Origin of the sequence: Nesterenkonia sp. F, from assembly GCF_000220985.1 — a bacterium.
Taxonomy (GTDB): Bacteria; Actinomycetota; Actinomycetes; order Actinomycetales; family Micrococcaceae; genus Nesterenkonia.
The window spans coordinates 16,152-43,134 of sequence record NZ_AFRW01000118.1; the positions used below are offsets into that span (position 1 = coordinate 16,152).

Annotated in this window: 23 protein-coding genes and 2 pseudogenes; 9 read left to right on the plus strand and 16 right to left on the minus strand. The window is 72.3% G+C overall.

Annotation, left to right across the window (positions count from 1 at the left end):
- Positions 1 to 92: 92 nt before the first annotated feature.
- The 6 genes from GU5_RS0110295 to GU5_RS0110320 form a co-directional block, all read right to left on the minus strand.
- Entirely contained in the window at positions 93 to 1,064 is a 972-nt protein-coding gene (locus GU5_RS0110295) for an SMP-30/gluconolactonase/LRE family protein (RefSeq protein ID WP_010525490.1), read from the minus strand.
- Between the two features lie 108 nt (positions 1,065 to 1,172).
- Positions 1,173 to 2,093, minus strand: coding sequence for an SMP-30/gluconolactonase/LRE family protein (locus GU5_RS0110300; protein WP_010525491.1), 921 nt, complete (start codon positions 2,091 to 2,093; stop codon positions 1,173 to 1,175).
- A 21-nt stretch (positions 2,094 to 2,114) separates the two neighbouring features.
- On the minus strand, positions 2,115 to 2,909 hold the full coding sequence (locus GU5_RS0110305; RefSeq protein ID WP_010525492.1) for an SDR family NAD(P)-dependent oxidoreductase: 795 nt from the start codon (positions 2,907 to 2,909) through the stop codon (positions 2,115 to 2,117).
- Between the two features lie 67 nt (positions 2,910 to 2,976).
- The gene (locus tag GU5_RS0110310) at positions 2,977 to 4,455 is read right to left on the minus strand and encodes a GntP family transporter (RefSeq protein WP_010525493.1); all 1,479 of its coding nucleotides are present in this window, start codon (positions 4,453 to 4,455) and stop codon (positions 2,977 to 2,979) included.
- A 67-nt stretch (positions 4,456 to 4,522) separates the two neighbouring features.
- Entirely contained in the window at positions 4,523 to 5,425 is a 903-nt protein-coding gene (locus tag GU5_RS0110315) for a phosphogluconate dehydrogenase C-terminal domain-containing protein (RefSeq protein WP_010525494.1), read from the minus strand.
- Positions 5,422 to 6,225, minus strand: a complete 804-nt coding sequence (locus tag GU5_RS0110320; protein ID WP_010525495.1) for a sugar phosphate isomerase/epimerase — start codon at positions 6,223 to 6,225, stop codon at positions 5,422 to 5,424. Before GU5_RS0110320 ends, GU5_RS0110315 begins: the two co-directional genes overlap by 4 nt.
- 124 nt (positions 6,226 to 6,349) lie before the next feature.
- Here GU5_RS0110320 and GU5_RS16815 point away from each other — a divergent pair.
- Positions 6,350 to 6,991 (plus strand): annotated as a pseudogene (locus GU5_RS16815) (FadR/GntR family transcriptional regulator); the annotation flags it as partial.
- 162 nt (positions 6,992 to 7,153) lie between these two features.
- Here the strand turns inward: GU5_RS16815 and GU5_RS0110330 are convergent.
- A complete protein-coding gene (locus GU5_RS0110330; RefSeq protein ID WP_010525497.1) occupies positions 7,154 to 7,918 on the minus strand; it encodes a triose-phosphate isomerase in 765 nt (254 codons plus the stop codon).
- Between the two features lie 34 nt (positions 7,919 to 7,952).
- Positions 7,953 to 9,662 (minus strand): dihydroxyacetone kinase family protein, encoded by a 1,710-nt coding sequence (locus GU5_RS0110335; protein WP_010525498.1) that lies wholly within the window; start codon positions 9,660 to 9,662, stop codon positions 7,953 to 7,955.
- Between the two features lie 182 nt (positions 9,663 to 9,844).
- On the opposite strand from GU5_RS0110335, the gene GU5_RS15250 reads away from it, so the two are divergent.
- Positions 9,845 to 10,873 carry a sugar-binding transcriptional regulator gene (locus GU5_RS15250; protein WP_010525499.1) on the plus strand — a complete coding sequence of 343 codons (1,029 nt, stop codon included), beginning with the start codon at positions 9,845 to 9,847 and terminating at the stop codon, positions 10,871 to 10,873.
- 121 nt (positions 10,874 to 10,994) lie between these two features.
- On the opposite strand, the gene GU5_RS0110345 is transcribed toward GU5_RS15250, so the two are convergent.
- Both GU5_RS0110345 and serS read right to left on the minus strand, forming a co-directional pair.
- The gene (locus GU5_RS0110345) at positions 10,995 to 11,468 is read right to left on the minus strand and encodes a ribose-5-phosphate isomerase (protein WP_010525500.1); all 474 of its coding nucleotides are present in this window, start codon (positions 11,466 to 11,468) and stop codon (positions 10,995 to 10,997) included.
- A gap of 167 nt (positions 11,469 to 11,635) precedes the next feature.
- Entirely contained in the window at positions 11,636 to 12,925 is a 1,290-nt protein-coding gene (gene serS, locus GU5_RS0110350; protein WP_010525501.1) for a serine--tRNA ligase, read from the minus strand.
- Between the two features lie 163 nt (positions 12,926 to 13,088).
- On the opposite strand from serS, the gene GU5_RS15255 reads away from it, so the two are divergent.
- Positions 13,089 to 14,369, plus strand: a complete 1,281-nt coding sequence (locus tag GU5_RS15255; protein WP_010525502.1) for a diacylglycerol kinase family protein — start codon at positions 13,089 to 13,091, stop codon at positions 14,367 to 14,369.
- 31 nt (positions 14,370 to 14,400) lie between these two features.
- On the opposite strand, the gene pheA is transcribed toward GU5_RS15255, so the two are convergent.
- Entirely contained in the window at positions 14,401 to 15,333 is a 933-nt protein-coding gene (gene pheA, locus GU5_RS0110360; protein ID WP_010525503.1) for a prephenate dehydratase, read from the minus strand.
- A complete protein-coding gene (locus tag GU5_RS0110365) occupies positions 15,330 to 15,659 on the minus strand; it encodes a rhodanese-like domain-containing protein (protein WP_010525504.1) in 330 nt (109 codons plus the stop codon). Before GU5_RS0110365 ends, pheA begins: the two co-directional genes overlap by 4 nt.
- A 215-nt stretch (positions 15,660 to 15,874) precedes the next feature.
- Between GU5_RS0110365 and GU5_RS0110370 the strand changes: the two genes are divergently transcribed.
- Positions 15,875 to 17,500: an amidase gene (locus GU5_RS0110370; RefSeq protein ID WP_010525505.1), complete on the plus strand. Its 1,626-nt coding sequence runs from the start codon at positions 15,875 to 15,877 to the stop codon at positions 17,498 to 17,500.
- A 78-nt stretch (positions 17,501 to 17,578) separates the two neighbouring features.
- On the opposite strand, the gene GU5_RS0110375 is transcribed toward GU5_RS0110370, so the two are convergent.
- Together GU5_RS0110375 and GU5_RS0110380 are read right to left on the minus strand one after the other, a co-directional pair.
- Complete coding sequence (locus tag GU5_RS0110375; RefSeq protein WP_010525506.1) at positions 17,579 to 18,823, minus strand: Gfo/Idh/MocA family protein; 1,245 nt, start codon at positions 18,821 to 18,823, stop codon at positions 17,579 to 17,581.
- A gap of 149 nt (positions 18,824 to 18,972) precedes the next feature.
- A complete protein-coding gene (locus GU5_RS0110380) occupies positions 18,973 to 19,155 on the minus strand; it encodes a hypothetical protein (RefSeq protein ID WP_010525507.1) in 183 nt (60 codons plus the stop codon).
- 184 nt (positions 19,156 to 19,339) lie between these two features.
- Between GU5_RS0110380 and GU5_RS0110385 the strand changes: the two genes are divergently transcribed.
- Positions 19,340 to 19,903 carry a TIGR03086 family metal-binding protein gene (locus tag GU5_RS0110385; protein ID WP_010525508.1) on the plus strand — a complete coding sequence of 188 codons (564 nt, stop codon included), beginning with the start codon at positions 19,340 to 19,342 and terminating at the stop codon, positions 19,901 to 19,903.
- On the opposite strand, the gene GU5_RS0110390 is transcribed toward GU5_RS0110385, so the two are convergent.
- Positions 19,872 to 20,405, minus strand: coding sequence for a GNAT family N-acetyltransferase (locus tag GU5_RS0110390; protein ID WP_029514206.1), 534 nt, complete (start codon positions 20,403 to 20,405; stop codon positions 19,872 to 19,874). The two genes, GU5_RS0110385 and GU5_RS0110390, sit on opposite strands and share 32 nt — an antisense overlap.
- Positions 20,406 to 20,597: 192 nt before the next feature.
- Between GU5_RS0110390 and GU5_RS17435 the strand changes: the two genes are divergently transcribed.
- The gene (locus GU5_RS17435) at positions 20,598 to 21,314 is read left to right on the plus strand and encodes a DJ-1/PfpI family protein (RefSeq protein WP_202797597.1); all 717 of its coding nucleotides are present in this window, start codon (positions 20,598 to 20,600) and stop codon (positions 21,312 to 21,314) included.
- 80 nt (positions 21,315 to 21,394) lie between these two features.
- Here the strand turns inward: GU5_RS17435 and GU5_RS17440 are convergent.
- Positions 21,395 to 22,732 (minus strand): annotated as a pseudogene (locus GU5_RS17440) (uracil-xanthine permease family protein); the annotation flags it as partial.
- 338 nt (positions 22,733 to 23,070) lie between these two features.
- Here GU5_RS17440 and GU5_RS0110400 point away from each other — a divergent pair.
- The 3 genes from GU5_RS0110400 to ectB all read left to right on the plus strand — a co-directional run bounded on the left by GU5_RS0110400 (position 23,071) and on the right by ectB (position 26,974).
- Positions 23,071 to 24,687, plus strand: a complete 1,617-nt coding sequence (locus tag GU5_RS0110400) for a DASS family sodium-coupled anion symporter (RefSeq protein WP_029514207.1) — start codon at positions 23,071 to 23,073, stop codon at positions 24,685 to 24,687.
- Positions 24,688 to 24,989: 302 nt separating this feature from the next.
- Complete coding sequence (gene ectA, locus GU5_RS0110405) at positions 24,990 to 25,520, plus strand: diaminobutyrate acetyltransferase (protein ID WP_029514208.1); 531 nt, start codon at positions 24,990 to 24,992, stop codon at positions 25,518 to 25,520.
- A gap of 167 nt (positions 25,521 to 25,687) precedes the next feature.
- The gene (gene ectB / locus GU5_RS0110410; RefSeq protein ID WP_010525514.1) at positions 25,688 to 26,974 is read left to right on the plus strand and encodes a diaminobutyrate--2-oxoglutarate transaminase; all 1,287 of its coding nucleotides are present in this window, start codon (positions 25,688 to 25,690) and stop codon (positions 26,972 to 26,974) included.
- The last annotated feature ends 9 nt before the right edge of the window (positions 26,975 to 26,983 follow it).

The following is a 26,983-nucleotide window of genomic DNA, read 5'->3' on the forward strand; positions in this document are numbered from 1 at the left end:
GCCTCATCACCCGGGCGATGAGTCCGTGGAAGGTGTGGGAAAGATGCGATATTCCCACGCCTTCCACGGACTCATCGCCGGGGCGGGCGCGCTCAGCCGCCGATCCGCGACCAGGTCGTGTCGCGCACCAGCACCGGCAGGTGGTACAGCCCCGTGGTGGCGGCGATGTAGAGGTCCAGACCCTCCGGGCCGCCGAAGCAGAGGTTGGCCACCACCTCCGGCACCGGGACGGCGCCCAGGTGCGCGCCGTCGTCGGCGGAATAGACATGGACGCCGTCGGCCGCCGAGCTCCAGACCCGCCCGGCCTCATCGACCCGGATGCCGTCGGGCACCCCGGCCGGCGGCGTGAAGAGCACCCGCCCACCGGTGCAGCGCACCCGCCCCTCGGTGCGGACGACGTCGTAGGAGCGCACGTGCCGGTGTCCGCCGGAGGTCAGCCGGCCCGCCGAGGTGTCGCTGACGTGCAGCACCGACTCGTCCGGGGAGAAGGCCAGGCCGTTGGGGTCGCCCATGTCGGTGATCATCGACTCGGCCTCCCCGGTCTCCGGGTCCACGCGGAAGACGTGGCAGCCGCCGTATTCGAACTCGCCGGGATGGCCCTCGCGCGGGTTCACGATCCCGTAGGGCGGGTCGGTGAACCAGACCGCCCCGTCGGAGGCGACGACGACGTCGTTCGGCGAGTTGAAGCGTCCGCCGGCGAAGCGCTCGACGATCGGGGCGACCTCGCCGTCGCGCTCGACCTCGATCCGGCGCCGGCCGTGCGAGCACTGCACGATCGCGCCGTCGGCGCCGCGCGTGCGCCCGTTGGTGAACTCCACGCCGGCGCGATGGACGCGCGTCCGGCCGGCGGCCGGGTCGTGCTCCAGGATCTGGTCGCCGGGGATGTCGCTCCACCGGACCGTGCCCGTCTCCGGGATCCAGCAGGGACCTTCGGACCAGATCGCGCCGTCGGCGACCTTGGTCGGCGTCGCGCCCTCGGGGATCAGCCCGGCGCGGACCAGGGCGGCCAGCGTCTCCGCATCGGCGACCGAGGCGTCGGCGGGTTCGGAGTCTGCAGTCGTCACGGGCGTCTCCTTCGTCTCGCGGCGGACGGCACGACCGCCCTCGGGCGGCGCCGCTCCACCCCGGGGGACACGCTCATCATGCCATCCGCGGCGACGAACGGGCGCCGGTCAGCCGCCGATCCGTGACCAGGTCGCGTCGCGCACGGCGACGGGCAGCTGGTAGATGCCGGTGGTGGCGGCGATGAACAGCTCCCGTCCGTCGGCGCCGCCGAAGCAGAGATTCCCCACGACCTCCGGCACCGGGATGCGTCCCAGGTGCTCGCCGGCGTCGGTGTACACGTGGACGCCGTCGGCCGCCGAGCTCCAGATCCGTCCGGCCTCGTCCACCCGGATCCCGTCCGGGATGCCCGCGGGGATCTCGAAGAGCGTACGACCGCCGGTGCAGCGGATCCTCCCCTGCTCTCCCTGCTCCCGGACGACGTCGTAGGAGACCACCCGCCGCTCGCCGACGCCGACCGGCCGGCGCACCGCCGAGGTGTCGCTGACGTGCAGCACCGACTCGTCCGGGGAGAAGGCCAGGCCGTTCGGCTCGGCGATGTCGGTGATCATCGGCTCGGCCTCGCCGGTCTCGGGGTCGACGCGGAAGACATGGCAGCCTCCGTACTCCATCTCCCCCGGGTGCCCTTCCCCCGCGACGGTGATGCCGTAGTGCGGGTCGGTGAACCAAACCGCGCCGTCGGAGGCGACGACGACGTCGTTCGGCGAGTTGAAGCGCCCGCCCGACCATCGCTCCACCAGCGGCTCGACCACGCCGTCGCGCTCGACCTCGATCCGGCGCAAGCCGTGCGAACACTGCACGATCGCGCCGTCGGCGCGCCGCGTGCGCCCGTTGGTGAACTCCACCCCGTCCCGATGCACCGAGGTCGCCCCGGTGAGCAGGTCATGCTGGAGGATGCGGTCCCCGTGGATGTCGCTCCACCGCACGGTGCTCGTCTCCGGGATCCAGCACGGCCCCTCGGACCAGGTCGCGCCGTCGGCGATCTTCACCGGTTCGGCGCCGTCGCGGACCAGCTCGTCCAGGGCTGTCATGGTCTCTCCTCCCTCAGGCGGCTACACCGCGGTGTAGCCGCCGTCGACCTGCAGATTCGCCCCGGTGATGAACGAGGCCTCGTCGGCGAGCAGGAAGCACATGGCCGCGGCGACCTCCTCCGGGTCGCCGATGCGCCCGACCGGATGCGTCGCGGCCAGAGACTCTTCGGCCGCGGCCGGGTCCTCCTGGCTGCCCAGGAAGGAGTCCAGCACCGCCGAGCGTACCGAGCCCGGCCCCACGGAATTGCACCGGATCCCCTCGGCGGCGTGCTCGCCGGCGACCTGCCGGGTCAGCTGGACGATCGCACCTTTGGAGGAGGCGTAGGCCGCCTGGCCGTCCTGCCCGGCGAGCGCGGAGATGGATCCGGTGTTGACGATCGCCGCGCCGCGTCCGTGCTCCCGGGCGTGGCGCACCAGATGCTTGCATCCCAGGAACGCTCCGCGCGCGTTGACCTGCAGGCACCGGTCCCAGTCCTCCACCGTGGTGTCCACCAGCGCGCGCGTGACGATGACGCCGGCGTTGTTGACCAGTCCGGTCACCGGTCCGAGCGCCTCCGCCGTCTCGGCGATCATGCGGGCGACGTCGGCCTCCTGCGAGACGTCGACCGACAGCGCAGCGGCCGTGCCGCCGACCGCGGAGATCTCGTCGCGCACCTCCTCGGCGGCCGCGCGGTCGATGTCCGCCACGCCCACGGCCGCCCCGCGCCGGGCCGCCAGCCGGGCGGTCGCCGCGCCGATCCCCGACCCGCCGCCGGTGACGATCACCGTCCGGCCGGCGAGCTGCGACGTCTCCGTCGATGGCTGTCCCTGTCTCATGCTCACTCCTCCTCCGAGGCCGCCGAGCGGCGGCTCTCCCGTCGTCACCTCATTCTGCGCCGGACGATCACGCCGCCAGAAGCCAGAGCGCGGCGAGGATGATCATCGTGGTCCACCCCAGCACGGTCGTCAGCACCGTCCAGGTGCGCAGCCCGTCGGCCACCGAGAGCCCCAGGAAGGTGTTGGCCACCCAGAATCCGGAATCGTTGATGTGGGACAGCGCCACCGATCCGCAGCCGATGGCCAGCACGATCAGCGCCACCTGGAAGGAGGTGAAGTCACCGTCGACGACGACGTTCTGCACCAGCCCCGCCGAGGCGAGCGTCGCCACCGTGCCGGAGCCCTGCGCCACCTTGAAGACGGTGGCCAGCAGGAAGGCCATCAGCAGGATCGGCATGCCGGTGCCCAGCAGCTCCTGCGAGATGGTGTCGCCGACGCCGGTCTGGGTGAGCACCTCGGCGAAGACGCCGCCGGCGCCGGTCACGAACACCACGATGGCGGCGGGAGCCAGCGAGGAGTCCATCACCCCGCCGAGGTCCCGCATGCTCCACCCGCCGCGGATCCCCAGCACGAAGATCGCCGCGGCCACCGTCACCAGCAGCGCGAAGGCCGGCTCGCCGACGAGCGACACGACGCGTCCGGGGAGGCTCTCCTCCGCGACCACGAGGGATCCGAGGGTGCCGACGGTGATCATCAGCACCGGCAGCACCACCATGCTGGCCACGGAGACGGCCCCGGGGCCGCGCACCGGCGTCGGTGCTGTCCGCACGGCCGTCGCGACGTCGCCCCCTCCAGCAGGTGCCCGGCGGCCGGCGGCTCCGCCGGATCCGTCGCCCCCTTCCGTGCCGATCTCCTCGCCGGTCGCCCGACGGTCCTGCGCGTCGACGGTCTGCTCGAATCGCCGCCGGACCATCGGGTCGATCGGGAAGTCCCGCCGGTCGGTGATCAGGCGGCCGACGACATGGACCAGGAAGCCCATGGGCACGGCGATCCCCAGGCCGAGCAGAGTCACCAGGCCGACGTCGGCCCCGAGCAGCGTGGAGCTTCCGGTCACGCCGGGGTGCGGCGGCACCATGTTGTGGATGAACACCATCAGCGCGGCGATCGGTGCGCCGACGGCGATGGGCGCGCGGTGACCGGCGGCCCGCGCGAAGGAGAAGATGATCGGCAGCATGATGATGAAGCCGACGTCGAAGAAGATCGGCACCGCGAAGACCCCGGAGGTCAGCAGCAGGGCCGGACCGACGCGCCGCGGGCCGAGCGCGGCGGTCAGGGTCGTCGCCAGGGCGGCCGCGCCCCCGGTCTTCTCGATGATCGCGCCGAGCATGGCGCCCAGCCCGACCAGCAGGGCCACCGAGCCCAGCGTCCCGCCCATCCCGTCGACGAAGGTCGGGATGACCTCGTCCAGCGGCATCCCGCTGGCGAGGGCGGTCACCAGGGCGGCGGCGAGCAGGGCCACGAAGGCCGGAACCTTGAAGCGGATGACCAGCACCAGCAGTACGGCGACTGCGGCGACGGCCACTCCGATGACGGTGAGAGTGCTCATGGTCAGTGGTCTCCTTCCCCACGGACGACGCGGACCCGGCCGGCAGCACGGACGGGGCCCGACGACGTCAGCGGCGGACCGCCTCGATCTTCAGCATCTTGGCGATCGTGTCGTCGAGGACGGAGTCGTCGAAGACGCGCTTCCAGTCCTCCTTGATGATCATGTCCCGGCCGTGCCCCATGGCGATGTGGCAGGCCTCGGAGAAGGGGTTGTCGCCGCGCAGCGCGTTGGCCAGCGCGACCTGGATGTGGCCGTGGAAGAGCGCCTCGGCGGCTTGGCGGGGGACGCCGACAGTGTTCACGGTCTCCTCGAGGGCCTCGTGGAGCAGCTCGCCGATCATGCAGGCGATGGTCTCCACCAGCGTCGGCTCCAGCACCGCGAGCTGCTTGACCGTCACCCAGTGGACGTCGATCACCGGCGCGTAGATGGCGCGGATGACCTCGGCCGCACGCTCGGCGACGGCCTCGTCGCCGGACTCCACGGCGGCGACGGCGTGCTGCGGGGCCGCGACGCCGCCGAAGGTGTCGGCGTACTCCTCGTCGGTGCGCCGCTTGAGGAAGATCGAGGGATGCGCCGGGTGGGCGCAGACGTACTCGACGTCGTCGCGGGGGCTCAGCAGTCCCGCATAGGCGGCGGCCGGGTCCAGGGTCATCAGGATCGCCCCGGCCGGCAGCAGCGGCACGACCTCGGCGCTGACCGCGCCCAGGGCGACGTCGGGCACCGCCAGGATGGCGACGTCGACGCCGTCGACGGCCTCCTCCAGCGGCATGGTCTCCACGCCGGCCTCGCGCAGCCGTTCGGCGCCGGCCTCGGACTTCTCCACGTGGCGCACCTGCGCCTCGGTGGTGCGCAGGTTGTCGGTGATGCGGCGGCCCATCTTCCCGCCGGCGCCGATCAGCGCGATCGTCATGGTGTCGATCGTCGTGGTGTCGATGGTCGTGGTGTCGATGGTCGTGGTGTCGATGGTCATGCGTGCGTCCTCCTCAGACGGTTCTTCAGGTAGTCCATGCTGTGGACGGTCCAGTCGTGCTCGGCCGCCACGGTGGTCTCGGCGTCGGCCTGCCAGGGCAGCCAGTGCTCGACGATCTGGTCGATCCCGCGCTCCTCGGGCGCGACCGCCTCGACCATCGCCGCGTAGTCCAGGAGCCCCTCGCCCAGCCGCGCGCCGCTGAACGTGAATCCGACCCAGCCGGGCTCGCGGACGAAGGCGAAGTCCTTCACGTGCAGGTTCTTCACATGGGCGGCGGTCGCGGCGACGACGTCGGCGGGGCGCTCGAGGGCGGCCACGGAGTTGCCCGGGTCCAGAGTGATGCCCAGCGCCGGGCTGTCCACGGTCTCGACGAGGTCGACCAGCGCGGCGGTGGACAGCTGCTCGTAGGTCTCCAGCGCCAGCTCGACGCCGGCGTCCGCGTAGGCCGGCAGCGCGGCCCGCAGCTGCTCGCGGGCGACGTCGACGGGGGTGTCGGCCGGCTGGACCATCGAGCGGACCGTCCCGGCGCCCAGCGCCTCGGCGACGGCGAGGAAGCGCCGCAGGTGGGCGGTGCGCACGCCCCGGGTGCCCACCGCCAGCCGCAGGTCCAGGTCGTCGGCGAGGGAGCGCAGCTCGTGCAGCCGCGCGACGCCCATGTCCTCCAGGGGCGCGTGGTCGCAGATCTCGAAGACCTCGGCGCCCAGCGAGGCGGCGTCGGCGAGCATCTGCGGCAGCGTCCATGGCTCGGGGACCCGGTCGGACCCTCGCCACAGATAGGCGTAGGTGCTGATGCCGAGCATGCGGCTCCTCCCGTGAAGCAGGTTCTGGGTGATCTGACTCACCACAGCGAACCAGGGGAACGCAGAGTTGTCAACCGGTTGACCAATTGGGGCGCCCTCCGGTCCTGCTCGATACACTCGCGGCATGCCTCGTTATCCGCAGAACCCGGCCGAAGAGCTCCACGGCAGGCTGTCGACGATCCCGGCCAGCACACCGACGGCGGCGGTGGCCTCCCGGCTGCTGGCCTACTTCACCTCCGGCGGCCAGGAGCCGGGGACCCGGCTGCCCGCCGAGCGCCAACTGGCCGAGATGCTGGGCACCGGCCGCTCAGCGGTGCGCGAGGCCCTGGCCGCCCTGGAGATCCTGGGCATCGTCGAGGTCCGCCCCGGCTCGGGGACGTACCTGCAGTCGCATGCCTCCGAGCTGCTCCCCCGCACGCTGAACTGGGGCCTGATGCTCGGTGCGCAGAACGTCGCCGACCTGGTCGAGCTGCGCTCGACGCTGGAGACGCAGGCGGCGCGGCACGCCGCCGAGCGGCGCGACGACGACGCCGTCGACCGCCTGCAGCGGCACGTCGACACGATGGCCCGTCACCAGGACCTGGATGACCGCCAGCAGTTCATCGAGGCCGATGCGCACTTCCACCAGGAGCTGGCGGCCTGCACGGGCAATGCCGCGCTCTCCGCGCTGCTGCAGAGCGTGCGCGCGCTGCTGCGCATCTGGGTCGATCGCGGCGTCGCCCGGCCGCAGGACGCCGAGGAGGCGATCACGGAGCATGCGGCGATCATCGAGGCGGTCCGCGCCGGTGATCCGGAGGCCGCAGCGGCGGCCATGGGCTCGCACATGGGCACCGCCCAGGACCGCGTGCTCACCGCCGTCGAGGATCACTCCGGCGCGGATCGCACCGGAGAGGACGCCGGAGGGGGACGCCGAGGGGGACGCCGCAGCTCAGCCGGCCGCCAGGCGCAGCAGCTCCAGGTAACCCTCCAGCCGCCAGGCGGCCCGGCCGACGAAGAGACCGTCGACGTCGTCCATGGCCAGCAGCTCGGCGGCGTTGTCCTGGTGCACCGAGCCGCCGTAGAGGACCGCCGCGGTGCGGCTGCCGAACTCGCCTTGCAGCGCGGCGAAGGGCTCCTCGAGCTCGGGCACCGTCGCCGGACGCCCCTGCTCGCCGATCGCCCAGATGGGCTCGTAGGCGACCAGCACCCGGCCCAGCTCCTCCTCGGACAGCCCCTCCAGGGCCCCGCGGACCTGGGCGAGGACGTGCTCGGCCGAGCCGCCGGCGTCGCGGACCTCGGCGGACTCGCCCACGCAGAGCAGCGGCGTCAGCCCGTGGCGCAGCGTCGCCGCGACCTTCGCGGCGGTGGTCTCCACCGTCTCGTTGAAGTGCTCGCGCCGCTCGGAGTGGCCGATCTCGATCAGCGCCGCGCCGGCGTCGGCGACCTGCGGCACCGAGACCTCCCCGGTCCAGGCGCCGGCGTCCTCCCAATGGGCGTTCTGCGCGCCGACGACGACGCCGGAGCCGTCCAGCTCCGCGGCGACGGCGGCCAGCGCAGTGTGCGGCGGGATCACGAAGGGATGCACCCGCTCGCGCAGCCGCGGTTCCGCGGCCAGCGCCTCGGCCAGCCCGCGGGCGAACTCGCGACCCTCGGCCAGCGTCTTGGTCATCTTCCAGCTGGTGCCCACCCACGGGGCGCCGTCGATCCGCTCCATGCGGCTCCTCCTCGGCTCAGGCCCGGACACGTGCTCACGCCTCGGCGAGGTGCTCGCCGAGGGCCTGCATCAGCAGCGAGAACGAGACCGCTCCGGGGTCGGGCGTGCCCAGCGACTTGTCCCCGAGCACCCGGGAACGACCCAGCCGGGCGGTCATGTCAGCGGTGTCCCGAGCCGCCTGCTGGGCGATCTCGGCGGCGGCGGTGATGGCGTCGGCCAGCGGCGTGCCGGCGTCGAGGGCCTTGCGCAGCTCGCCGGAGAAGGGAACCGCGGCGTCGATCATCGTCTTGTCGCCGACTTCAGCGCCGCCCAGGCGGCGGACCGCGTCGACGGCGTCGAGCAGCGCCTGCCCCTTGGCCGCGTCGTCGCTGGCCCGCTCGTCGGAGAGCGCCCGACCGGCCGCGGTCAGCGCCGCGCCCCACAGCGCCCCGGAGGTGCCTCCGGCCGACTCGGCCCAGGCGGTCCCGGCATGGACCAGCACCGTCCGCGCGCCGGCGCCGCGCTCCAGGGCGGCGGCGCCGGCCTCGACGGCGCCGCGACTGCCGAGCACCATGCCCTGCCCGTGGTCGCCGTCGCCGGCGATCGCGTCGATGCGGCCGAGCTCCTCCTCCTGCTCGGCGCAGATGCGCGCGAAGAGCTCGATCACGGACTGCACGCGGCGGGCCTGCCGCTGCGCGTCCTCCTGGGCGGCGGGGACCTCCTCCTCGCCGGGGGTGAAGAACTCGGTGCGCGGGCTCCGCTCGCCGTCGACGACGCCGCGGCGGTAGGCCGGAGTGTCCACCGGGGCGGTCCAGTGCCGCTCCAGCTCCTCGTCGAGGTGGACCACGGTCAGCGAGAGCCCGGCCATGTCCAGGCTGGTGACGAACTCGCCGACCTCCGGACGCACCGGGGTCAGTCCGGCGGTCTCCAGCCGCTCGGCCACCCGACCGTAGACGACGAAGAGCTCCTCGTACTTCACCGTGCCCAGGCCGTTGAGGATGACCGCGACACGGCCGGATCCGACCCCGGGGTCCTCGTCCAGCACGCCGTCGACCAGCAGGTCGGCGACCTCGGAGGCGGTGCCCATCGGCAGGTCCTTCACGCCCGGCTCGCCGTGGATGCCCAGACCCACGCCCATGGTGTTCTCGGCGACGTGGAACAGCGGCTCCTCCGCCCCGGGCAGCGTGCAGCCGTCGAAGGCCAGTCCGAAGGAGCGGGTGGCGTCGTTGGCCTTGGAGGCGACCCGCTCGGCCTCGGCGACGTCGGCGCCGGCCTCGATGGCCGCCCCGGCGATCTTGAACACCGGCAGATCTCCGGCGATGCCGCGGCGGTCGCGGTGGTTCTCCTCCGAGTTGGAGGCGACGTCGTCGCTGACCTTGACGATGCGCACGTCCACGCCCTCGGCGCGCAGCTTCTCCGCGGCGGCGCCGAAGTGCAGCACGTCGCCGGCGTAGTTGCCGAAGCCCAGGATGACCCCGCCGCCGTTCTCGGCGTTGCGGGCCACCGAGTAGACCTGCGAAGCCGACGGGGAGGAGAAGATGTTGCCGCAGGGGGCGCCGTGGCCCATGCCGGGCCCGACCCAGCCGGCGAAGGCCGGGTAGTGCCCGGAGCCGCCGCCGATCACCAGCGCCGGCTGGCCCTTCGGCGTCTCGGTGGAGCGCACCACACCGCCGTGGACGGCGCTGACGTGCTCGGGGTGGGCGGCCACCAGGCCGCGGACCGCCTCGGCGGAGAAGTCGGATGCATCGTTGATCAGGTAGGTCATGTCTCGTCAGTCCTCGTGCTGTCCCGGGGTCCGACCAGCGGCGGGCGACAGGCCGTCGGCGCTGGTACAGATGTTCTCTGACAATTGTTCTGTCGCCCACCTTACGGCAGGATGGGTGACCAGCACCACTCTGAACCGCCGATCCGAGCGGAGGATACGATGAATCGATCGACGAGGATCCGATGGAGGCTGAGATGAACGACCAGGCGCCCTCGCCCCACGAGGACCCCGCCGCGACCGCCGACGCGAGCCCCTCGGGGCCCGCGGCCGACGCTCCGGAGTCCGCGGAGGCCGCCGAGACCGAGCGGCTCTACCGCGCCGCGCAGCTCTACTACGAGCAGGGAGCGACCCAGGCCGAGGTCGCCGCGCAGCTGCAGGTCTCCCGCCCCTCCATCAGCCGGATGCTCTCCGAGGCCCGGACGCGCGGGATCGTCGAGATCCGCGTGCACCGGCCGTCGGCCTTCGGCGTCGACGACCTGCAGGAGCGGCTGCGCACGCGGCTGGGGCTGCATGAGGTGCTCATCGCCTCCGGCGACCAGCGCCAGCGCATCGGCATGGGGCTGGGACCGCTGACGCGGCACGCCCTGGCCGGCACGGAGCTCGGCCCGGGCGACGTGCTGCTCATCGCCTCCGGCGAGACCACCTACGCGCTGGCCCAGCAGCGGCTGGGCTCCTTCTCCGGCGTCGTCGTCGCCCCCACCGTCGGCGGGCAGGCGGAACCGGACCCCTGGCATCAGACCAACGAGGTCGTCCGCGCCTTCACCTCCACCTCGGGCGGATATCCGCACTACCTCTTCGCCCCGTCGATGCCCTCGCAGGCGCTGCTGACCGCGCTGCAGGACGACCCGGGCTACCGGCAGGTCGCCGAGGACTGGCGCACGGCGAAGGTCGCGCTGGTGGGCGTCGGCGCTCCGGCGCTGTCCCGCGAGTCGATCGCCCGCTCGGTGCCCCGCGACCACCCGAACCTGGCTCGCTCGGTGGGCGACGTGTGCCTGGCCTTCTTCGACCAGAACGGCGACGAGGTCACCTTCCCCGGTCACGAGCGGATGGTGCGCATCCCGGGCGAATCGCTGCGCACGGTGCCGCATCGCATCGCCGCCGCCGTCGGCGTGCACAAGGCGCCCAGCATCATCACCGCGGCGAAGTCGCAGTGGTTCACCACGCTGATCACCGACGAGGTCACCGCCCGCGCGATCGACCGCACGCCGTAGTCGCGGACGGGGCCGGAGTCGGAGTCGGAACGACGATCGCCGCGCCGTCCACCCATCGCCGACGAACTCCTCGGCGATCGGTGACCAGCGCGGCGACTCGGGGAATGCTCGGCAGCCGAGCTCAGCAGCTGCCGGTCTGCTCGTAGTTCTCGATGGCGGCGACCTTGGCCGCCGAGGCGCTCTCCGGGTCGAAGGCATGGTCCAGCCACTGGGATGCGAGCATGCGGGCCAGCTCCAGGCCGACCACCCGCTCGCCGAAGCACAGCACCTGGGCGTTGTTCGACTTCACCGAGCGCTCCACGGAGAAGGGGTCGTGGGCGGTGACCGCGCGGATGCCCTCGACCTTGTTGGCCGAGATCGCCACGCCCAGGCCGGTGCCGCAGATCAGCAGGGCCCGGTCGGCCTCGCCGGCGGCGACCTTCTCCGCCGCGGCGACGGCGACGTTCGGGTAGGCGGTCGAGTCGCCCGCCGCGACGCCGACGTCGACGACGGAGGCCACCCGGTCGTCCGCCTCGAAGTCCTTCTTCAGGGCTTCCTTGTACGAGAAGCCGGCGTCGTCGCCGCCGACGATCAGGCGCAGCTGCTGAGTGCTCATCGTTCCGTCTCCTTGGTCGACATGGTCTCCGTCACCATGCTGACCCCGTCCAGCACGAACGTCAAGGCACATATGTTCACGGCCCCTGCGCACCGACACGACGACGCCCCGCGCCGGAATCCGGGGCGGGCGTCGTCGGCGGGGCCGAAGATCGGCGGCCGGAGGCTTCAGCGGATCGGCTCGAAGACCTCCTGGCCGCCCAGGTACGGGCGCAGCGCCTCGGGCACGCGGACCGAGCCGTCGGCCTGCTGGTGGTTCTCCAGGATCGCGACCAGCCAGCGGGTGGTGGCCAGCGTGCCGTTGAGCGTGGCGACCGGGCGCGTGCCGGCCTTGGCGCCGTCGTCGGCGGTGCGCCGCTCGCGGATGTTCAGCCGTCGGGCCTGGAAGGTGGTGCAGTCCGAGGTCGAGGTCAGCTCGCGATAGGTCTCCTGGCTCGGGACCCAGCCCTCGCAGTCGAACTTGCGGGCGGCACTCATGCCCAGGTCGCCGGCGGCGATGTCGACCACCCGGTAGGGCAGCTCCATCTTCGCCAGCATCTGCTCCTCCCAGGCCAGCAGCCGCTCGTGCTCGGCCGCCGAGTCCTCCGCGGAGCAGTAGACGAACATCTCCAGCTTGTTGAACTGATGCACGCGCAGGATGCCGCGGGTGTCCTTGCCGTGGGATCCGGCCTCGCGGCGGTAGCAGGTCGACCAGCCGGCGATCCGGCTGGGACCCGAGGAGAGGTCGAGGATCTCGTCGGCGTGGTAGCCGGCGATGGCGACCTCGGAGGTGCCGGTCAGATAGAGGTCGTCACGCTCGAGCCGGTAGATCTCGTCGTCGTGCTCGACGTCGAAGCCGGTGCCCTGCATCGTCTCCGGGCGCACCAGCGTCGGGGTGATCATCGGGGTGAACCCGGCGGCGAGCGCCTGATCCATCCCCATCTGCATCATCGCCAGCTCCAGCCGCGCGCCGACGCCCTGCAGGAAGTAGAACCGCGCGCCGGAGGTCTTCGCGCCGCGCTCCATGTCCACTGCGCCCAGCGACTCGGCCAGCTCCAGGTGATCCTTCGGGGTGAAGCCCTCGGCGGCGAAGTCGCGCGGGCTCCCCTCGGTGCGCAGCACGTCGAAGTCGTCCTCGCCGCCGGCGGGCACGCCCTCGTGGATCGGGTTCGGGACGCGCCGCTGCAGCGACCGGAAGGTCTCCTCGGCCTCGTTCGACGCCGCCTCGGCGGTCTTGACCCGCTGGGAGAGGTCCTTGACCTCGGCCAGCAGCCGGTCCTTCTCCTCGCCGGAGGCCTGCGCGACCTGCTTGCCGAAGGCCTTCTGCTCGGCGCGCAGCGACTCGAACCGGGCGATCGCCTCGTTGCGGGTCTGCTGGGCGGAGATGACGAGGTCGACGAGCGACTCGTCCTCCTGTCGCGCCCGCTGACTGGCCCGGTACTTCTCGGGATGCTCGATGAGGTCCTTGGTGTCGATCACCCCACCAGACTATCGGCAATGCGTCCCGCACGCTCCCGGCGTCGTGTCCGCGCAGCACCGCGCAGTACCGCGCAGGGCCGCGCGGGCACGACGCCGGCCGCCGGCGGCCCGCCGGGCGCCGGCACCCGGGTGCTCGCAAGCTTTCACAGTAGACTCGGCGCTGATGGATTCCGATCTGCTCCTCTGGCTGCTCGTCGCCTCCGCCGCCGTCCACGTCATCGCCGTGATCGTGCTCCTCCGCGCGCAGATCACGACTCGCCGGCTGCACGAGGAGATCCTCGAGCTCCGCCGCGCCCGCGATCGGGCCGCCGAGACCTCCCACGAGGTCGACGGCCGGCCGACGGTCGCCCTGGTGATCAACGCCTCCAAGCCCGAGTCCGACGCCGTCGCCCGCCTGGTGCACTCGGCCTGCTCGCGGTCGGGGCTCGGCGAACCGCTGGTGCTGCCGACCAGGCCCGAGGACCCCGGCGGAGCGATGGCCCGCGAGGCCCTCGACGCCGGCGCCCGCGTGGTCATCGCCGCCGGCGGGGACGGCACCGTCCGCGCGGTGGCCGCCCATCTGACCGGCACCGAGGCCGCGCTGGGCGTGGTGCCGATGGGCACCGGCAACCTCTTCGCCCGCAACATCGGCCTGCCCCACCACGACCTCGAGGCCTGCGTGGACCAGGCGCTGCACGGTCGGCCGCACCGTGTGGACACGCTGGAGCTGATGCTCGAACACCCCGACGGCACGCAGGCGCGGCACAGCTCGCTGGTCATCGCCGGCGGCGGTCTGGATGCCGAAGTCATGAGCGACACCCGCGACGCGCTGAAGGCCCGCGCCGGATGGCTGGCCTATGGCGAGGCCGGCATGCGCCACGTCACCGGGCGCCGTCGCACGCTCACCGTGGCCCTGGACGACCAGCCGCCGCACACGCACAAGGTGCGTTCGGTGCTGCTGGCCAATTGCGGGATGCTGCAGGCGGGCATGGTCCTGGTGCCCAGCGCGCAGTTCGACGACGGCGTCTTCGACACTGCCCTGTTCTCTCCGCGGCATGCGCTGGACTGGGCGAAGATCGTCGCCAAGACCGTCACGCGCTCCTCGGCGGACATCCCGGTGATGACCGTCCGTCAGTCCCACACCGGCCGACTGAGCATGACCGAGCCGATGCCCTTCCAGATCGACGGCGACCCGGTCGGCGAGGTCGTCGGCGTCGAGGCGAGCATCCGGCCGGCCTCGCTGCGGGTCAACGGCGTGGCCACCTCCGGCTGGACCGGCTGGAGCCCGACGACGGCGGACCCGGCCGACGACTGGGAGCCCGACCGCGGGATGACCTCGCAGATCACCGCGGTCCCGCCGCGACGCGACGGCGGTCACGCCGTCCGCAGCACGCCGGACGAGGCGGCCGACTCAGACGACGCGACGGGCGGCGCGACGACGGAGGAGTCGGCAGAACGCACCTGAACTCCCCGATCGCCCCCGCGCCGACGGCGGATCAGCCCCGGCGCAGCGTCTCGACCCAGGTGCGCGCGGCGGAGAAGGCCGCGTCGCCGACGTCGGCGGTGACCTGCTGCGGCTTGCCGTCGGCGCGCGGATAGGACCCCAGGAAACGGATCTTCGGCGAGATGCGGTGCACGCCGGCCAGCGCGTCGGCCACCCGCTCCTCGCGGATGTGACCCTCCAGATCGATGGAGAAGAAGTACTCCCCCAGCCCGTTGCCGGTGGGCCGCGACTCGATGCGGCAGAGGTTCACCCCGCGGGTGGCGAAGTGCTCGAGCAGCTCCAGCAGGGCGCCGGCGCGGTCCTCGGGCAGCGGGATCATGATGGTGGTCTTGTCCGCGCCGGTGGGCTCGGGCACCGGCCCGGGCCGGCGGACCAGCACGAACCGGGTGACCGCCCCGGCGACGTCCTCGACGCCGGCGGCGGCCACGTGCAGCCCCAGCTGCTCGGCGACCAGCGGCGAGCAGATCGCCGCGTCGGCCGCCGGCTCCTCGGCCAGCAGCCCCCGGGCGCCGGCCGCGGTGGAGGCCGCCGGGATGAACTCGGCCTCCGGCACGGTGGCGTCGGCCCAGCGACGCACCTGGGCCCAGGCGTGCGAATGGGTGGTGATCGTGGAGATCCGGCTCAGCGGCATCGGCTCGCGGGAGGCGACGACGAAGGTGATCGGCACCAGCGCCTCGGCGACGATGTGCAGCTGGTGGGCGACCGAGACGGCGTCGAGCGTGGCGGTCACCCCGCCCTCCACCGAGTTCTCGATCGGCACCATGGCCGCATCGACCGCGCCGTCGTCGACCAGCGCCAGCGCGGAGGGCACCGAGGTCGTCGGCACCCGTTCGGCGGTCTCGTCGCCGTCGAGGATCTGCAGCAGCGCGGCCTCGGTGAAGGTCCCGGCCGGCCCCAGGAAGCTGTAGCGGCTCGTCTCGCTCACAGGACCGTCGGCTCCTCGCCGGTGTCGGACTCCAGCGGCCGCCCGGCCTCGAGCCAGCCGCCCATGCCGTCGCCGACGAAGATCGCCGTGTACCCCTGCGCGGTCAGCCACTCGGCGATCTTCACCGCGCGGCCGCCGGTGCGGCAGACGACATAGGTGTCCTCGTCGGGGTCGAGCTCCTCGGCGAACCGCTCGGGGATCTGGCCGACCGGGACGTGCAGCGCGCCCGGCGCGTGGCCGGCGGCGAACTCGTAGTCCTCGCGGACGTCCAGCAGGGCGGCGCCGTCGGGGACGTCGGCGGCGCGGACGGTCTCGAAGTCCGACATCTCGGCCTCCTCGGATGGTGGCGGGTCGTGGCGGGTCCTCGGGCGCACGCCCAGTGATCCATGCACTGCTGCGCACGCCCGGTCGACGGTTCCGAGACTATCGCGCCGGGCCCCGGGCCGTCGGGCCCGGCGACGCACGGGACGGCGCGGGACGGCGCGGCGCGACGGCGGCGGGGGCCTCCCCAGTCCGGGCCCGGGTGCATAGGGTGAGGGCCATGAGCACCACCGGCCGCCACGGCACCGCTGAGCATCCGACCGACGCGACGTCGGCCTCCACCACCGACACCGAGCTGACGGACTTCCGCGCCGCCACCGCCGCGGAGTGGCGGGAGGCCTTCCTGACCGGCGACGTCAGCGCCGTCGAGCTGACCACCTCGGCGCTGACCGCCCAGGCGGTGAGCGCCTCGCTGGGGGCCTTCCTCCATGTCGACGCCGACCTGGCCCTGGCCCGCGCCGCCGAGCTGGATCAGGTGCGCGAGGCCGTCCTCGACGGCGTGCCGGACGCCTCGCGGGCGTCGCGGCTCTCCGACCTCTCGGCCCGGGACCCGCTGCTGGGCCTGCCCACGGCGTTCAAGGACCTGGTCGACGTCGCCGGCATGCCCACCACACTGGGCACCGCCGCGCTGGACGCCGCCGTCCCGCCCCGCGACGCCGACCTCGCCCGCCGGGTGCACCGGGCCGGGACGGTGAGCATCGGCAAGACCCAGGTCCCGGAGTTCGGCCTGCCCTGCTACTCGGAGAACGACCTGGGCGCGCCCTCGCGGAACCCGCTGGACCCGGCGCGGACCTCGGGCGGCTCCACCGGCGGCGGGGCCGCAGCGGTGGCCGCCGGGATCCTGCCGCTGGCGCCGGGCAACGACGGCGGCGGCTCGGTGCGCATCCCCGCGGCGGCCTGCGGACTGGTGGGGCTGAAGCCCGGCCGCGGCCGGATGCCCGACGATCCGCGCGAGGACCGGGTGACGAATTTGGCGGTCTCCGGGCCGATCGCCCGCACCGCCGAGGACGCCGCGCTGCTCTTCGACGTGATGGCCGGCGCACGGTTCACCGTCCCGGGCGTCGGCGGGCCGGACGGTGGATCTGACGGCGGGCGCAGACGTCGGCGAGCGGGGCGAGGGCGTCGCCGCGGGACGGACGACGACGGCGCCGACGTCGCCCTGGCCGAGGGGCCGGCGATGCGCGCGGTGCGTCGGGCGCTGGCCGAGGGCCTCGCACCGCTGCAGGTCGGCGTGGTGACCGAGTCCCCGTTCAGCCCGGAGCTGGACATCCTCCCCGACGAGGAGGCGATCCGTGCGCTGGAGGCCGGCGTCGCCGGGCTGGCCGGCCGTGGTCATGCGGTGCAGGGGACCGAGCACTGCACCGGCGGCGACCGCTTCTGGCCCTCCGGCTACCACGAGGACTTCCGCACGCTGTGGACCTCGCGGCTGGCCGGCCTTGAGCTGGAGGACGACGCCCGCGAGCGCCTGCGCCCGCTGACCCGGCATTTCCTCGAGCTGGCCGCCGACCGGACGGCCGAGCAGACGCGGCGCTCCGTGACCGCGATGCAGCGGCTCGCCGACGACGCCGAGGCGATGCTGGGGCCCTGGGACGTGCTGATGACGCCGATGCTGGGCCTGCGCCCGCCGGAGGTCGGCTGGTTCGCCGGCCTCGACCCGGCCGAGGACTATGTGCAGCAGTGCCGCTTCACGCCCTGGTCCTCCGTGGTGAACGTGATGGGGCTGCCGGCCATCAACGTGCCCGTCCACGCCGACGCCGAGGGGATGAGCTGGTCGGTGCAGCTGATCGGTCGCCGCGGGAGCGAGGAGCAGCTGCTCGCACTGGGGGCCACGCTGCAGCAGGACTGATCCCTTGCCCCGCCACCGGCGATGACTCCGTGGAAAGTGCGGGAAAGCGCACATATTCCCACACTTTCCACAGAGTCATCATCGGGCCGGGCCGTCGCCGAAGTCGGGGACCTCGATCCGCCGGCCCCCGTCGCGCATCGAGTCGTGGGCGACGATCCCCGGGGCGGTGAAGGCCGCCGCGCGCCACGCGTCGACCGGCGGACGCTCTCCGGTGACCACGGCCCGGACGAAGTCGTCGGCGAGGAAGTGGTGGGCGCCCTCGTGCCCGTTGGGCGCGCCGTCGTAGGCCGCCGGCAGCCGCGTCCGGTCGTGCACCGCGGCGGTGCCGGAGGTGAAGGCGGCGTGCAGCGCCGGGTCGACGCCGGCGAGGTCGGCGTCGTCGACGTCGCCGCGACCGGGCACGAACTGCTCGGAGATGTCGCGGGACTCCTCCTTGTCGTTCCACACCGTCTGGTGGGCGAGCTGCTCGAAGCTGGCCCGCGTGCCGAAGAAGCGGAACCGGGACTCGCGGATCGGGGAGGGATAGCCGACCCGGCGCATCTCGTTGGTGCGCAGCACGCCGCCGTCGGAGAGCTCGAAGAGCGCCGTGGCGTTGGAGACGTCGTTGTCGAACATGCTGACCTCGCGGTCGAAGACGCCGTCGTCGCGATCGTCCGGCACGCCCAGGCAGCTCACGCTGACCGCCCGCGCGGGGATCGCCCCCAGCACGCCGCCGACGGCGTGGGTCGGGTAGAGCATCGGCGGGTAGCTGGCGGTGGCCTTCCAGTTCTCGCCGCCGCTGTGCTGGTAGGCGGCGTAGAAGCCCAGATCCATGTCGTGGACGTAGTCACCCTCGCTGTAGAAGACGCGTCCCAGCGCCCCGCGACGGTGCTGCTCGCGGACGTGGACGGTGGCGGGGTTGTAGTAGCTGGTCTCGCCCATCATGTAGGTCAGACCGGTGCGCTCGACCGCTGCGAGGATCTGTTCGATCTCGGTGATCTCCACGGCCATGGGCACCGCCGAATAGACATGCTTGCCAGCTTCCAGAGCCTGCAGCACCAGCGGAGCGTGGGTCCAGCGCTGGGTGAAGATGGCCACCGCGTCGACGTCGGAGGCGAGCATCTCCTCGAAGGTGTCGTCGACGGTCGCGCCCTCGAGGCGATCGGCGAGCTCGCGGGCGCGCTCGGGACGCAGATCGGTGACGCGCAGTCCGCCGACGCCGGGGTGCAGGTCCCAGAGGGCGGCGAAGGAGCCGGAGAACTGTCCCGCGCCGACGATGCCGATGCTGACGCCGCCGGCGTCGGCGTCCAACGGCGCGGCGGGCTCGAGGGGGAAGGCGATCATGGTGTCCTCTCGGTCCGGGTGGTCGCTGGCCGGCGCCGCCCGATGCAGATGACTCCGCGGAAACGGCGGGAAAGACGGCCCATACCCACAGTTTCCACGGAGTCATCGGTCGGTCGCGGGCGACGCCGAGGCGTGTTCGCCGCGACGCCTCAGAACTTGTCCTTGAGCCCTTCGCCGAACTCCTGGGCATCGTTCTTGACCTGGTCGACGCCCTCACCGACGCTGTCGGCCTCCTTGACGTCCTCGACGGTCTCCCGGCCCTGCTCCTTGGCCTCCTGAGCCGCCTCGCCGGCCTTCTCCTTGTACTCTCCGAACGTGTCGCCGAGTCCCATCACATTCTCCCTTCGGTCTGGAGTCGGGCACTGGGCACGGTACCGACAGTTCCCGACGGAGGTCACCCCCTCGCGCCCGATCCGAACTCCGCCTGCACTCGGCCGGAGGACAGACTCTCCACCCCAGGTCAGCGCGGGACGTCAACTCTGGTCCGGGGTCGACTGCGCGTGGGATCCTCCTGATATGAGCCTCCCTGACCAGCCTGCCGCCCGGCACCGGTCCGTGGCCGCGACGTTCTCCGAGCACGTCGCCGGCGTCGAGGACTGGGACGCGCCCGCACCGGTGCCCGGCTGGCGCGCCCGCGACGTCGTGGGCCATCTGACCCGCTGGTTCCCGGAGTTCCTGCGACCCGATGGGCTGGAGCTCCCGCCGGGCCCGGACGACTCCGTCGACCCCGTCGGGGCCTGGGAGCATCTGCGGAACCAGGTCCAGGAGCTGCTCGAGGGCCCCGAGTCGCGGCGTTCGTTCTCGCACCCCGAGCTGGGCACGATGCCGCTGGAGGTCGCCGTCGACCGGTATTACACCCCCGACGTCTTCATGCACACCTGGGACCTGGGGCGGGCCGCCGGCCAGGACGTCCAGCTGGACGAGGACTATTCCGCCGAACTGCTGGCGGGGTTGGACCGGATGGACGACGCGCTGCGCGCCTCCGGCCAGTTCGGCCCGCGCGTGCCGGTCCCCGCCGACGCCCCGGTGCAGGAGCGGCTGGCCGGGTTCATCGGCCGCGATCCGTTCTGGAGGCGCTGAGCGTCCCCACCGGGCGCATCATCGTCGTCCGCGGCCAGCGGTCCAGCCCGTGGGCCGCCTCCTCCCGGAGTCGAACGCCCAGCTGCGGGCCGTGCCGATGCGGAGGCAGATCGACGAATCCCAGGCGACGATAATGCGGCGCGTTCCAGGGGATCTCGACGAAGGTCGTCAAGGTCAGCCGCGCCAGCCCACGGGCCAGGGCCCAGTCGGCGGCGACGTCGAGCAGCCGCGCCCCGATCCGACGGCCGGCGACCTCCGGGTCCACCGAGACCTGCTCCACATGTGCGGCGTCGTCCAGCTCCTCGACGAGCAGGTAGGCCCGGGCGGTGCCGGCGACCTCGACGAGCCACGCTCCTCCGCGGGCGACGAACCGCTCCAGGTCCCGGGGAGCGGGCGGCTCGTCGTCGGCGATCGGATCCATCGCCGTGCCGCGGAACATCTCGCCTGCGGCTCGTTCGATGCGCGCGATCGCCGCGTGGTCCTCGAGTCCGGCTGCCCGCACTCGCTCCCCGCGTCCGTCCCCGCGTCCATCCCCGCGTGCGCCCATGCCTCTCCTTCCCCGAACCGTCCGGCGACGCGCCGGCCTGTTCCCCCGCCGACCGTGCTGTGCCATGCTCATCCCATCATCGTCGACAGGATCGCAGGAGGTCATCCGATGAGCCCGTCGCCGCAGACCCCGCACAACTCGCATCCGATGGACGACGCCGGCGCCGGCGCACCGTCCGAGCGCCCGCTGAGGATCGTCGCCGTGCTCTTCCCGCACGTCACCCAGCTGGACTTCACCGGTCCGGCGCAGATCTTCTCCCGGATGCCGCACACCGAGCTGCATGTGGCCTGGCACCGCGTCGAGCCGGTGCCCACCGACGGCGGCTTCTCCATCCTGCCGACCACGACCTTCGACGACGCCCCGCAGGCCGACGTGCTCTTCGTCCCCGGCGGACGCGGGGCCTTCGAGCTGCTCGAGGACGCCACGGTGCTGGCGTTCCTGCGGCGGCAGGCGGCCACCGCCGAGCATCTGGCCAGCGTCTGCACCGGCTCCTTCCTGCTCGCCGCGGCCGGTCTGCTCGAGGGCCGGCGGGCGACCAGCCACTGGGGCTCGCTGCATCTGCTGGAGCGTCTGGGCGTCACGCCCACCGCGGAGCGGGTGGTCCGCGACGGTCCGGCGATCACGGCGGCGGGCATCTCGGCCGGCATCGACTTCGCCCTGCGGCTGGCCGCCGACCTGCACGGCGAGGACGCGGCCAAGCGCATCCAGCTGCAGCTGGAATACGACCCGGATCCGCCCTTCGACGCCGGCGCCCCGTCCCGGTCCGACGCCGACGACGAGCTCGCCCACGCCCAGATCGCGGCGATGACCGAGCTGCGCGGCGAGGTCGTCGACCGAGCCGCCGCCCGGCTGCACGCCGGCTGAGGCTCAGCGCCCGGGACTCTCCGGGCCCTCTGGAGTCTCCTGCTCCTCCAGATCGTCCCGGCCCACCGGACTGGCGAGCGCGTCGTCGTCCTCGGCTGCCCGCCCCCGGGGCCGGTGCCGCGCAGCCGGGCGACGGCGCCGAGCCCGTGATGGATGGCCAGCGCGGCGACGCTGCCGAGCGCGATGCCCTCGAAGACCACCTCGCCGAGAGTCATGGTGAAGTTCGCGACGGCGATGATCAGCGGCACCCCGGCCACGGCCAGGTTGATCGGGTGCGAGAAGTCCACGCGGTTCTGCACCCAGATCCGCACGCCGAGCACCCCGATCATGCCGTAGAGCACGGTCCCGGCGCCGCCGAGCACGCCCACCGGCACGGTCGCGATCAGCGCGCCGATCTTCGGCAGCAGGCCCAGCGCGACGGCGAAGAGCCCGGCGACCAGATAGGCCGCGGTGGAGTAGACCTTCGAGGAGGCCATCACGCCGATGTTCTCGGCGTAGGTGGTGGTGCCCGAGCCGCCGCCGGAGCCGGCGAGCATCGTCGCCGCGCCGTCGGCCATCAGCGCCCGACCGGTGACCGGATCCAGGTTCCGCCCGGTCATCAGCGCCACCGATTTCACATGTCCGACGTTCTCGGCGACCAGCACCAGCACCACCGGCACGAAGAGCCCGACGACGCCGAGGTGGAAGCTCGGGGCGGTGAACTCCGGCAGGCCGACCCAGGAGGCCTCGGCGACGCCGGAGAAGTCCACTTCGCCGCGCAGCACCGCGACCGCGTAGCCGACGACGACGCCGACCAGCACCGACAGCCGGCCCAGCAGCCCGCGGAAGACCACTCCGGCCAGCAGCATCGCCGCGATCGTCGCGAAAGCGGTGACCGGGGCGGCGTCGACGTTGTCCCAGGCGGCCGGGGCGAGGTTCAGCCCGATGAGCGCGACGATCGCGCCGGTGACCACCGGCGGCATGAGCACCTGGATCCATCGGGTGCCGGCCAGGTGGGCGATCAGCCCGACGAGGAACAGCCCCGCCCCGGCCATCACGATCCCGCCCAGCGCCCCGGCCATGCCGTACTGGCCCATCGAGGCGCCGACCGGCGCCAGGAAGGCGAAGGAGGAGCCCAGGTAGGAGGGCACCCGGCCGGCGGTGACGATCAGGAACAGGATGGTGCCCAGCCCGGAGAAGAGCAGCGTGGTCGAGGGCGGGAAACCGGTGATCAGCGGCACCAGGAAGGTCGCCCCGAACATCGCGACCACGTGCTGGAGTCCGATGCCCAGCGTCCGCGGCCAGCTCAGCCGCTCGTCGGGTGCGACCACGGCCCCCGGCGCGACGGCGACGCCGTCGCCGTGCAGCCGCCAGCCGAGCCCCGGGATGCCTCGGCGGCGCGCGGGCGCAGTGGTCTCGGTCGAAGTGCTGGCGGGCATGGGTCCCCCGTGGTGCTGCCGGTGCGGATCGCGGTCGGCACGACTCTACCGGGCCGCACGGCGGGGCCGATCGACGGCGTCGCGGCCTCGGCCGGCCCGACCGACCGTCGCGACGCGGGAGCCGCCGAGGTGCGGATGCGGACTCTCCCACCCTCCGCTCACGACGGGGCGATCATGGGCGTCTCTCATGCTGGACACCCCTGGTGTCGTGAGGCGCAGCACGCCGGTTCCGCTGCTAGCGTGCACACTCGTGTGATCATGCACACAGTGCATGCCAGGCGTGCCCCTCGGGCATGCCGCACGCGGTCCGACGCACCACCAGTCGAAGGAGCCCGGTGATGACCTCCCACCCCGCACCCCCCGATGCCGAGGGGACTCGAGAGACCGCCGGCCCGCGCCCAGGAGCCTCGGAGGAGCACGTGCCGCACGCCCGACTCTGGACCGGGCGGCTCCTCGGCCCGGCGCTCGGCGTGCTCGTCTACCTGGCGAGCAGCCAGGACCCCGCACTGAGCACGGATGCGGCGATGACACTGGGCGTCGCCGTGCTCATCGCCGTCTGGTGGATGACCGAGGCCCTGCCGCTGGCGGTGACCTCGCTGATGCCGCTGCTGCTCTTCCCGGCGCTGGGCATCTTCGACATCGACCAGGCGACCAGCCAATACGGCGACAAGATCGTCTTCCTCTTCCTGGGCGGCTTCATCATCGCCCTGGCCATGGAGAAGTGGAACCTGCATAAGCGCATCGCGCTGCTGACGATGAGCGCCATCGGTTCGAAGCCCCGGCAGCTGCTGCTGGGCATCATGATCGCCACCTGGTTCCTCTCCATGTGGGTCTCCAACACCGCGACGACGATGATGATGCTGCCCATCGGCGTCTCCGTGCTGACCATGGTCGCCGGCGAGAAGCTCTCCCACCTGCCCGCCGACCGGCGGCCCACCGACGAGGACGACCCGGTCACCGCGCTCTCCGGCGATCGCGACACCCGAAACTTCGCCATCAGCGTCATGCTCGGCATCGCCTTCGCCGCCACGATCGGCGGGCTGGGCACGCTGATCGGCAGCCCGCCCAACCTCGTCATGGTCGGCGTGCTGGAGGATCAGTTCGACACCACCGTCAGCTTCGCCGACTGGATGAAGCTGGGCGTCCCGCTGTCGCTGGTGTTCCTGGTCGTCGCCTGGCTGATGCTCAGCCGGGTCATCTTCCCCACCACCATGAAGGACGCCATGGGCGGCCGGGACGTCGTCCGCGAGGAGCTCCGCACGCTCGGGCGGATGTCCCGCGGCGAATGGAGCGTGCTGGCGGTCTTCGTCTCCACCGCCCTGCTGTGGATCTTCCTGGGGCAGCTGCAGAGCATCGACTGGCTGGTCGCGGCCCTGCCCTTCGTCGCGGGCCTCAACGACACCAGCGTCGCGATGGCCGCGGCGGTCGCGCTCTTCCTGATCCCGGTCTCGGCCAAGGACGGCGTGCAGGCCATGGACTGGAAGACCGCCCAGCGCGGAGTCCCGTGGGGCGTGCTGCTGCTCTTCGGCGGCGGCCTCTGCCTCGCCGCGGCGATGAGCGAGACCGGCGTCTCCGACTGGATCGGCCAGCGCATGGAGGGACTCGGCGTGCTGCCGACGGTGCTGCTCGTCGCCGCGGTCTGCCTGCTGACCCTGCTGCTGACCGAGCTGACCAGCAACACCGCGACGTCGACGACCTTCCTGCCGGTCTTCGCCGGCTTCGCCGTCGCGATCGGCGTCGACCCGATGCTGCTGATGGTCCCGGCGGCGATGGCGGCCACCTGCAGCTTCATGCTGCCGGTCGGCACGCCCCCGAACGCCATCGTCTACGGCTCCGGCTATGTGACCATGCCGCAGATGGTGAAGGCCGGCGTCTGGCTCAACCTCATCGGCGTCGTGCTGATCACCGGCATGACGATGCTGCTGGGCGGCTGGGCCATGGGCCTGGAGGTCTGAGCCGAACCGAACACGGTCGGGCACGGGCTGATCCGCGACGAGCGCGATCCACGCACTGGAAGGATGGCGCAGATCACAGCATAAGAAGGACTGTTGACCGCCTATGCATCACAAGACGATAACAGTCTGCGCATTTCTTCGCGCATTTCTCCCAGCCTCCTCGCATCGTCATGATGACGGGGATCGCACGGGATGAATATTCACCGCGGAAGGCGACGCGGGACCGCGATCACCCCGTGCGGACGCCGCAGAGACGGCGTCCACGGTTGATTCGTCCTCCACGGTCAGTATCGTGGGGCGCGATGCCTGACTCCGCAGACAACCCTGCCCATTCCGGGGAAGAGATCGAGCTCCGTGCCCCCGTGCTCTCCGACGGCGCCGCCCTGTGGCGGATCGCCGAGGGCACCGGCGTCCTCGATGTGAACACCCCGTACGCCTACCTGCTGTGGACCCGCGACTTCGCCGCCACCTCGGTGATCGCCCTGGTCGACGGCCGCCCCGCAGGCTTCATCTCCGGCTACCTGCGCCCCTCCGACCCGCAGACGCTGTTCATCTGGCAGGTGGCCGTCGACTCCGAGTTCCGCGGCCGCCGCCTGGCCTCCCGGATGCTCGCCGACGTCGTCGCCCGCTCCGGCGCGTGCCGCCTGGAGACCACCATCACCGCGGACAACGCCGCCTCCATCGCGCTGTTCACCGGGCTCGCCCGCGACCACGACACCGAGATCACCCGGTCCGACCTGTTCACCGAAGACCTGTTCCCCACTCAGCAGGAGACCGGCGAGCACCACGCCGCCGAGGACCTCTACACCGTCGAGCCGCTGCGCTCGAGCTGAGCGGGCCCCAGACGCACGACGTCGGCCGCCGCGACCGGGAACCGCCCGGATCCGCGGCAGCAGCGCAGCGGCACCCGCCGCAGGCGCCGACCAGCCGCCGTCGACCGCACCGAACCCCCATCCCAGACCGCGGCGCGCGACGCCGCATCACGGAGGAGACCACACCCATGGCCACCGACATCTTCGAAACCTTCGAATCCCAGGTCCGCAGCTACTGCATGAACTGGCCGGCCGTCTTCGAGAAGGCCTCCGGCTCCTACCAGTACACCGAGGACGGCTCGCGATACCTGGACTTCTTCTCCGGAGCCGGCGCGCTGAACTACGGCCACAACCATCCGGAGCTGCGCGACCTGCTGGTCGACTACGTGGCCAACGACGGGGTCACCCACTCGCTGGACATGAAGACCCCGTCCAAGCGCCGCTTCCTGGAGACCTTCGAGCGGGTCATCCTGGAGCCGCGGAGCATGGACTACAAGATCATGTTCCCGGGCCCGACGGGGACCAACAGCGTCGAGGCGGCGCTGAAGCTGGCCCGCAAGGTCACCGGCCGCCAGCACATCCTGTCGTTCACCAACGCCTTCCACGGCATGACGCTGGGGTCGCTGTCGGTCACCGGCAACTCGATGAAGCGCCGCGGCGCCGGCATTCCGCTGACCAACAGCTCCAAGATCCCGTACGACGACTACTTCGACGGCGACATCCCGGACTTCATCTGGCTGGAGAAGGTCCTGCAGGACTCCGGCTCCGGCGTCGACAAGCCGGCCGCGGTCATCGTCGAGACCGTCCAGGGCGAGGGCGGCCTGAACGCCGCGCGCATGGAGTGGCTGAAGGAGCTCTCCGCGCTGCTGAAGCGCCACAAGATCCTGCTGATCATCGACGACGTCCAGGCCGGCTGCGGCCGCACCGGCACCTTCTTCTCCTTCGAGGAGGCCGGCATCTCCCCGGACATCATCTGCATGTCCAAGTCGATCTCCGGCTACGGCCTGCCGATGGCGATCACCCTGTTCAAGCCGGAGCTGGACGTCTGGGAGGGCGGCGAGCACAACGGCACCTTCCGCGGCAACAACCTCGGCTTCGTCACCGGCGCCCGGGCGCTGGAGCTGTTCTGGTCGGACGACTCCTTCCAGAAGCAGCTGGCCGCGAAGATCGAGACTCTCCGGGAGGGCCTGGAGGACATCGCCCAGCACGTGAAGGGCGCGACGCTGCGCGGCCGCGGCTTCCTGACCGGCATCTGCTTCCCCGACGCCGACACCGCCGGCAAGGTCGCCGCCGAGTCCTATAAGCGGAACCTGCTGCTGGAGACCTCCGGTCCCGAGGACGAGGTCATCAAGGTCATGCCGCCGCTGACCATCGACGACGAGGACCTGCAGAAGGGCATCAAGGTCATCGAGGACGCCGTGCTGGCGGCCACCGGCCAGATGAGCGAGCCGAGCCGCCTGCGCGCCCCGCGCTGATCCGGCTCC

What these genes read in the sequence shown, in the direction of transcription:
- GU5_RS0110300 (WP_010525491.1), bottom strand. Translation starts at nt 2,093, where the DNA reads ATGACAGCCCTGGACGAGCTGGTCCGCGACGGCGCCGAACCGGTGAAG.
- GU5_RS0110305 (WP_010525492.1), bottom strand. Translation starts at nt 2,909, where the DNA reads ATGAGACAGGGACAGCCATCGACGGAGACGTCGCAGCTCGCCGGCCGG.
- GU5_RS0110310 (WP_010525493.1), bottom strand. Translation starts at nt 4,455, where the DNA reads ATGAGCACTCTCACCGTCATCGGAGTGGCCGTCGCCGCAGTCGCCGTA.
- GU5_RS0110315 (WP_010525494.1), bottom strand. Translation starts at nt 5,425, where the DNA reads ATGACCATCGACACCACGACCATCGACACCACGACCATCGACACCACG.
- GU5_RS0110320 (WP_010525495.1), bottom strand. Translation starts at nt 6,225, where the DNA reads ATGCTCGGCATCAGCACCTACGCCTATCTGTGGCGAGGGTCCGACCGG.
- GU5_RS0110330 (WP_010525497.1), bottom strand. Translation starts at nt 7,918, where the DNA reads ATGGAGCGGATCGACGGCGCCCCGTGGGTGGGCACCAGCTGGAAGATG.
- GU5_RS0110335 (WP_010525498.1), bottom strand. Translation starts at nt 9,662, where the DNA reads ATGACCTACCTGATCAACGATGCATCCGACTTCTCCGCCGAGGCGGTC.
- GU5_RS15250 (WP_010525499.1), top strand. Translation starts at nt 9,845, where the DNA reads ATGGAGGCTGAGATGAACGACCAGGCGCCCTCGCCCCACGAGGACCCC.
- GU5_RS0110345 (WP_010525500.1), bottom strand. Translation starts at nt 11,468, where the DNA reads ATGAGCACTCAGCAGCTGCGCCTGATCGTCGGCGGCGACGACGCCGGC.
- GU5_RS15255 (WP_010525502.1), top strand. Translation starts at nt 13,089, where the DNA reads ATGGATTCCGATCTGCTCCTCTGGCTGCTCGTCGCCTCCGCCGCCGTC.
- GU5_RS0110365 (WP_010525504.1), bottom strand. Translation starts at nt 15,659, where the DNA reads ATGTCGGACTTCGAGACCGTCCGCGCCGCCGACGTCCCCGACGGCGCC.
- GU5_RS0110370 (WP_010525505.1), top strand. Translation starts at nt 15,875, where the DNA reads ATGAGCACCACCGGCCGCCACGGCACCGCTGAGCATCCGACCGACGCG.
- GU5_RS0110375 (WP_010525506.1), bottom strand. Translation starts at nt 18,823, where the DNA reads ATGATCGCCTTCCCCCTCGAGCCCGCCGCGCCGTTGGACGCCGACGCC.
- GU5_RS0110380 (WP_010525507.1), bottom strand. Translation starts at nt 19,155, where the DNA reads ATGGGACTCGGCGACACGTTCGGAGAGTACAAGGAGAAGGCCGGCGAG.
- GU5_RS0110385 (WP_010525508.1), top strand. Translation starts at nt 19,340, where the DNA reads ATGAGCCTCCCTGACCAGCCTGCCGCCCGGCACCGGTCCGTGGCCGCG.
- GU5_RS17435 (WP_202797597.1), top strand. Translation starts at nt 20,598, where the DNA reads ATGGACGACGCCGGCGCCGGCGCACCGTCCGAGCGCCCGCTGAGGATC.
- GU5_RS0110400 (WP_029514207.1), top strand. Translation starts at nt 23,071, where the DNA reads ATGACCTCCCACCCCGCACCCCCCGATGCCGAGGGGACTCGAGAGACC.
- ectA (WP_029514208.1), top strand. Translation starts at nt 24,990, where the DNA reads ATGCCTGACTCCGCAGACAACCCTGCCCATTCCGGGGAAGAGATCGAG.
- ectB (WP_010525514.1), top strand. Translation starts at nt 25,688, where the DNA reads ATGGCCACCGACATCTTCGAAACCTTCGAATCCCAGGTCCGCAGCTAC.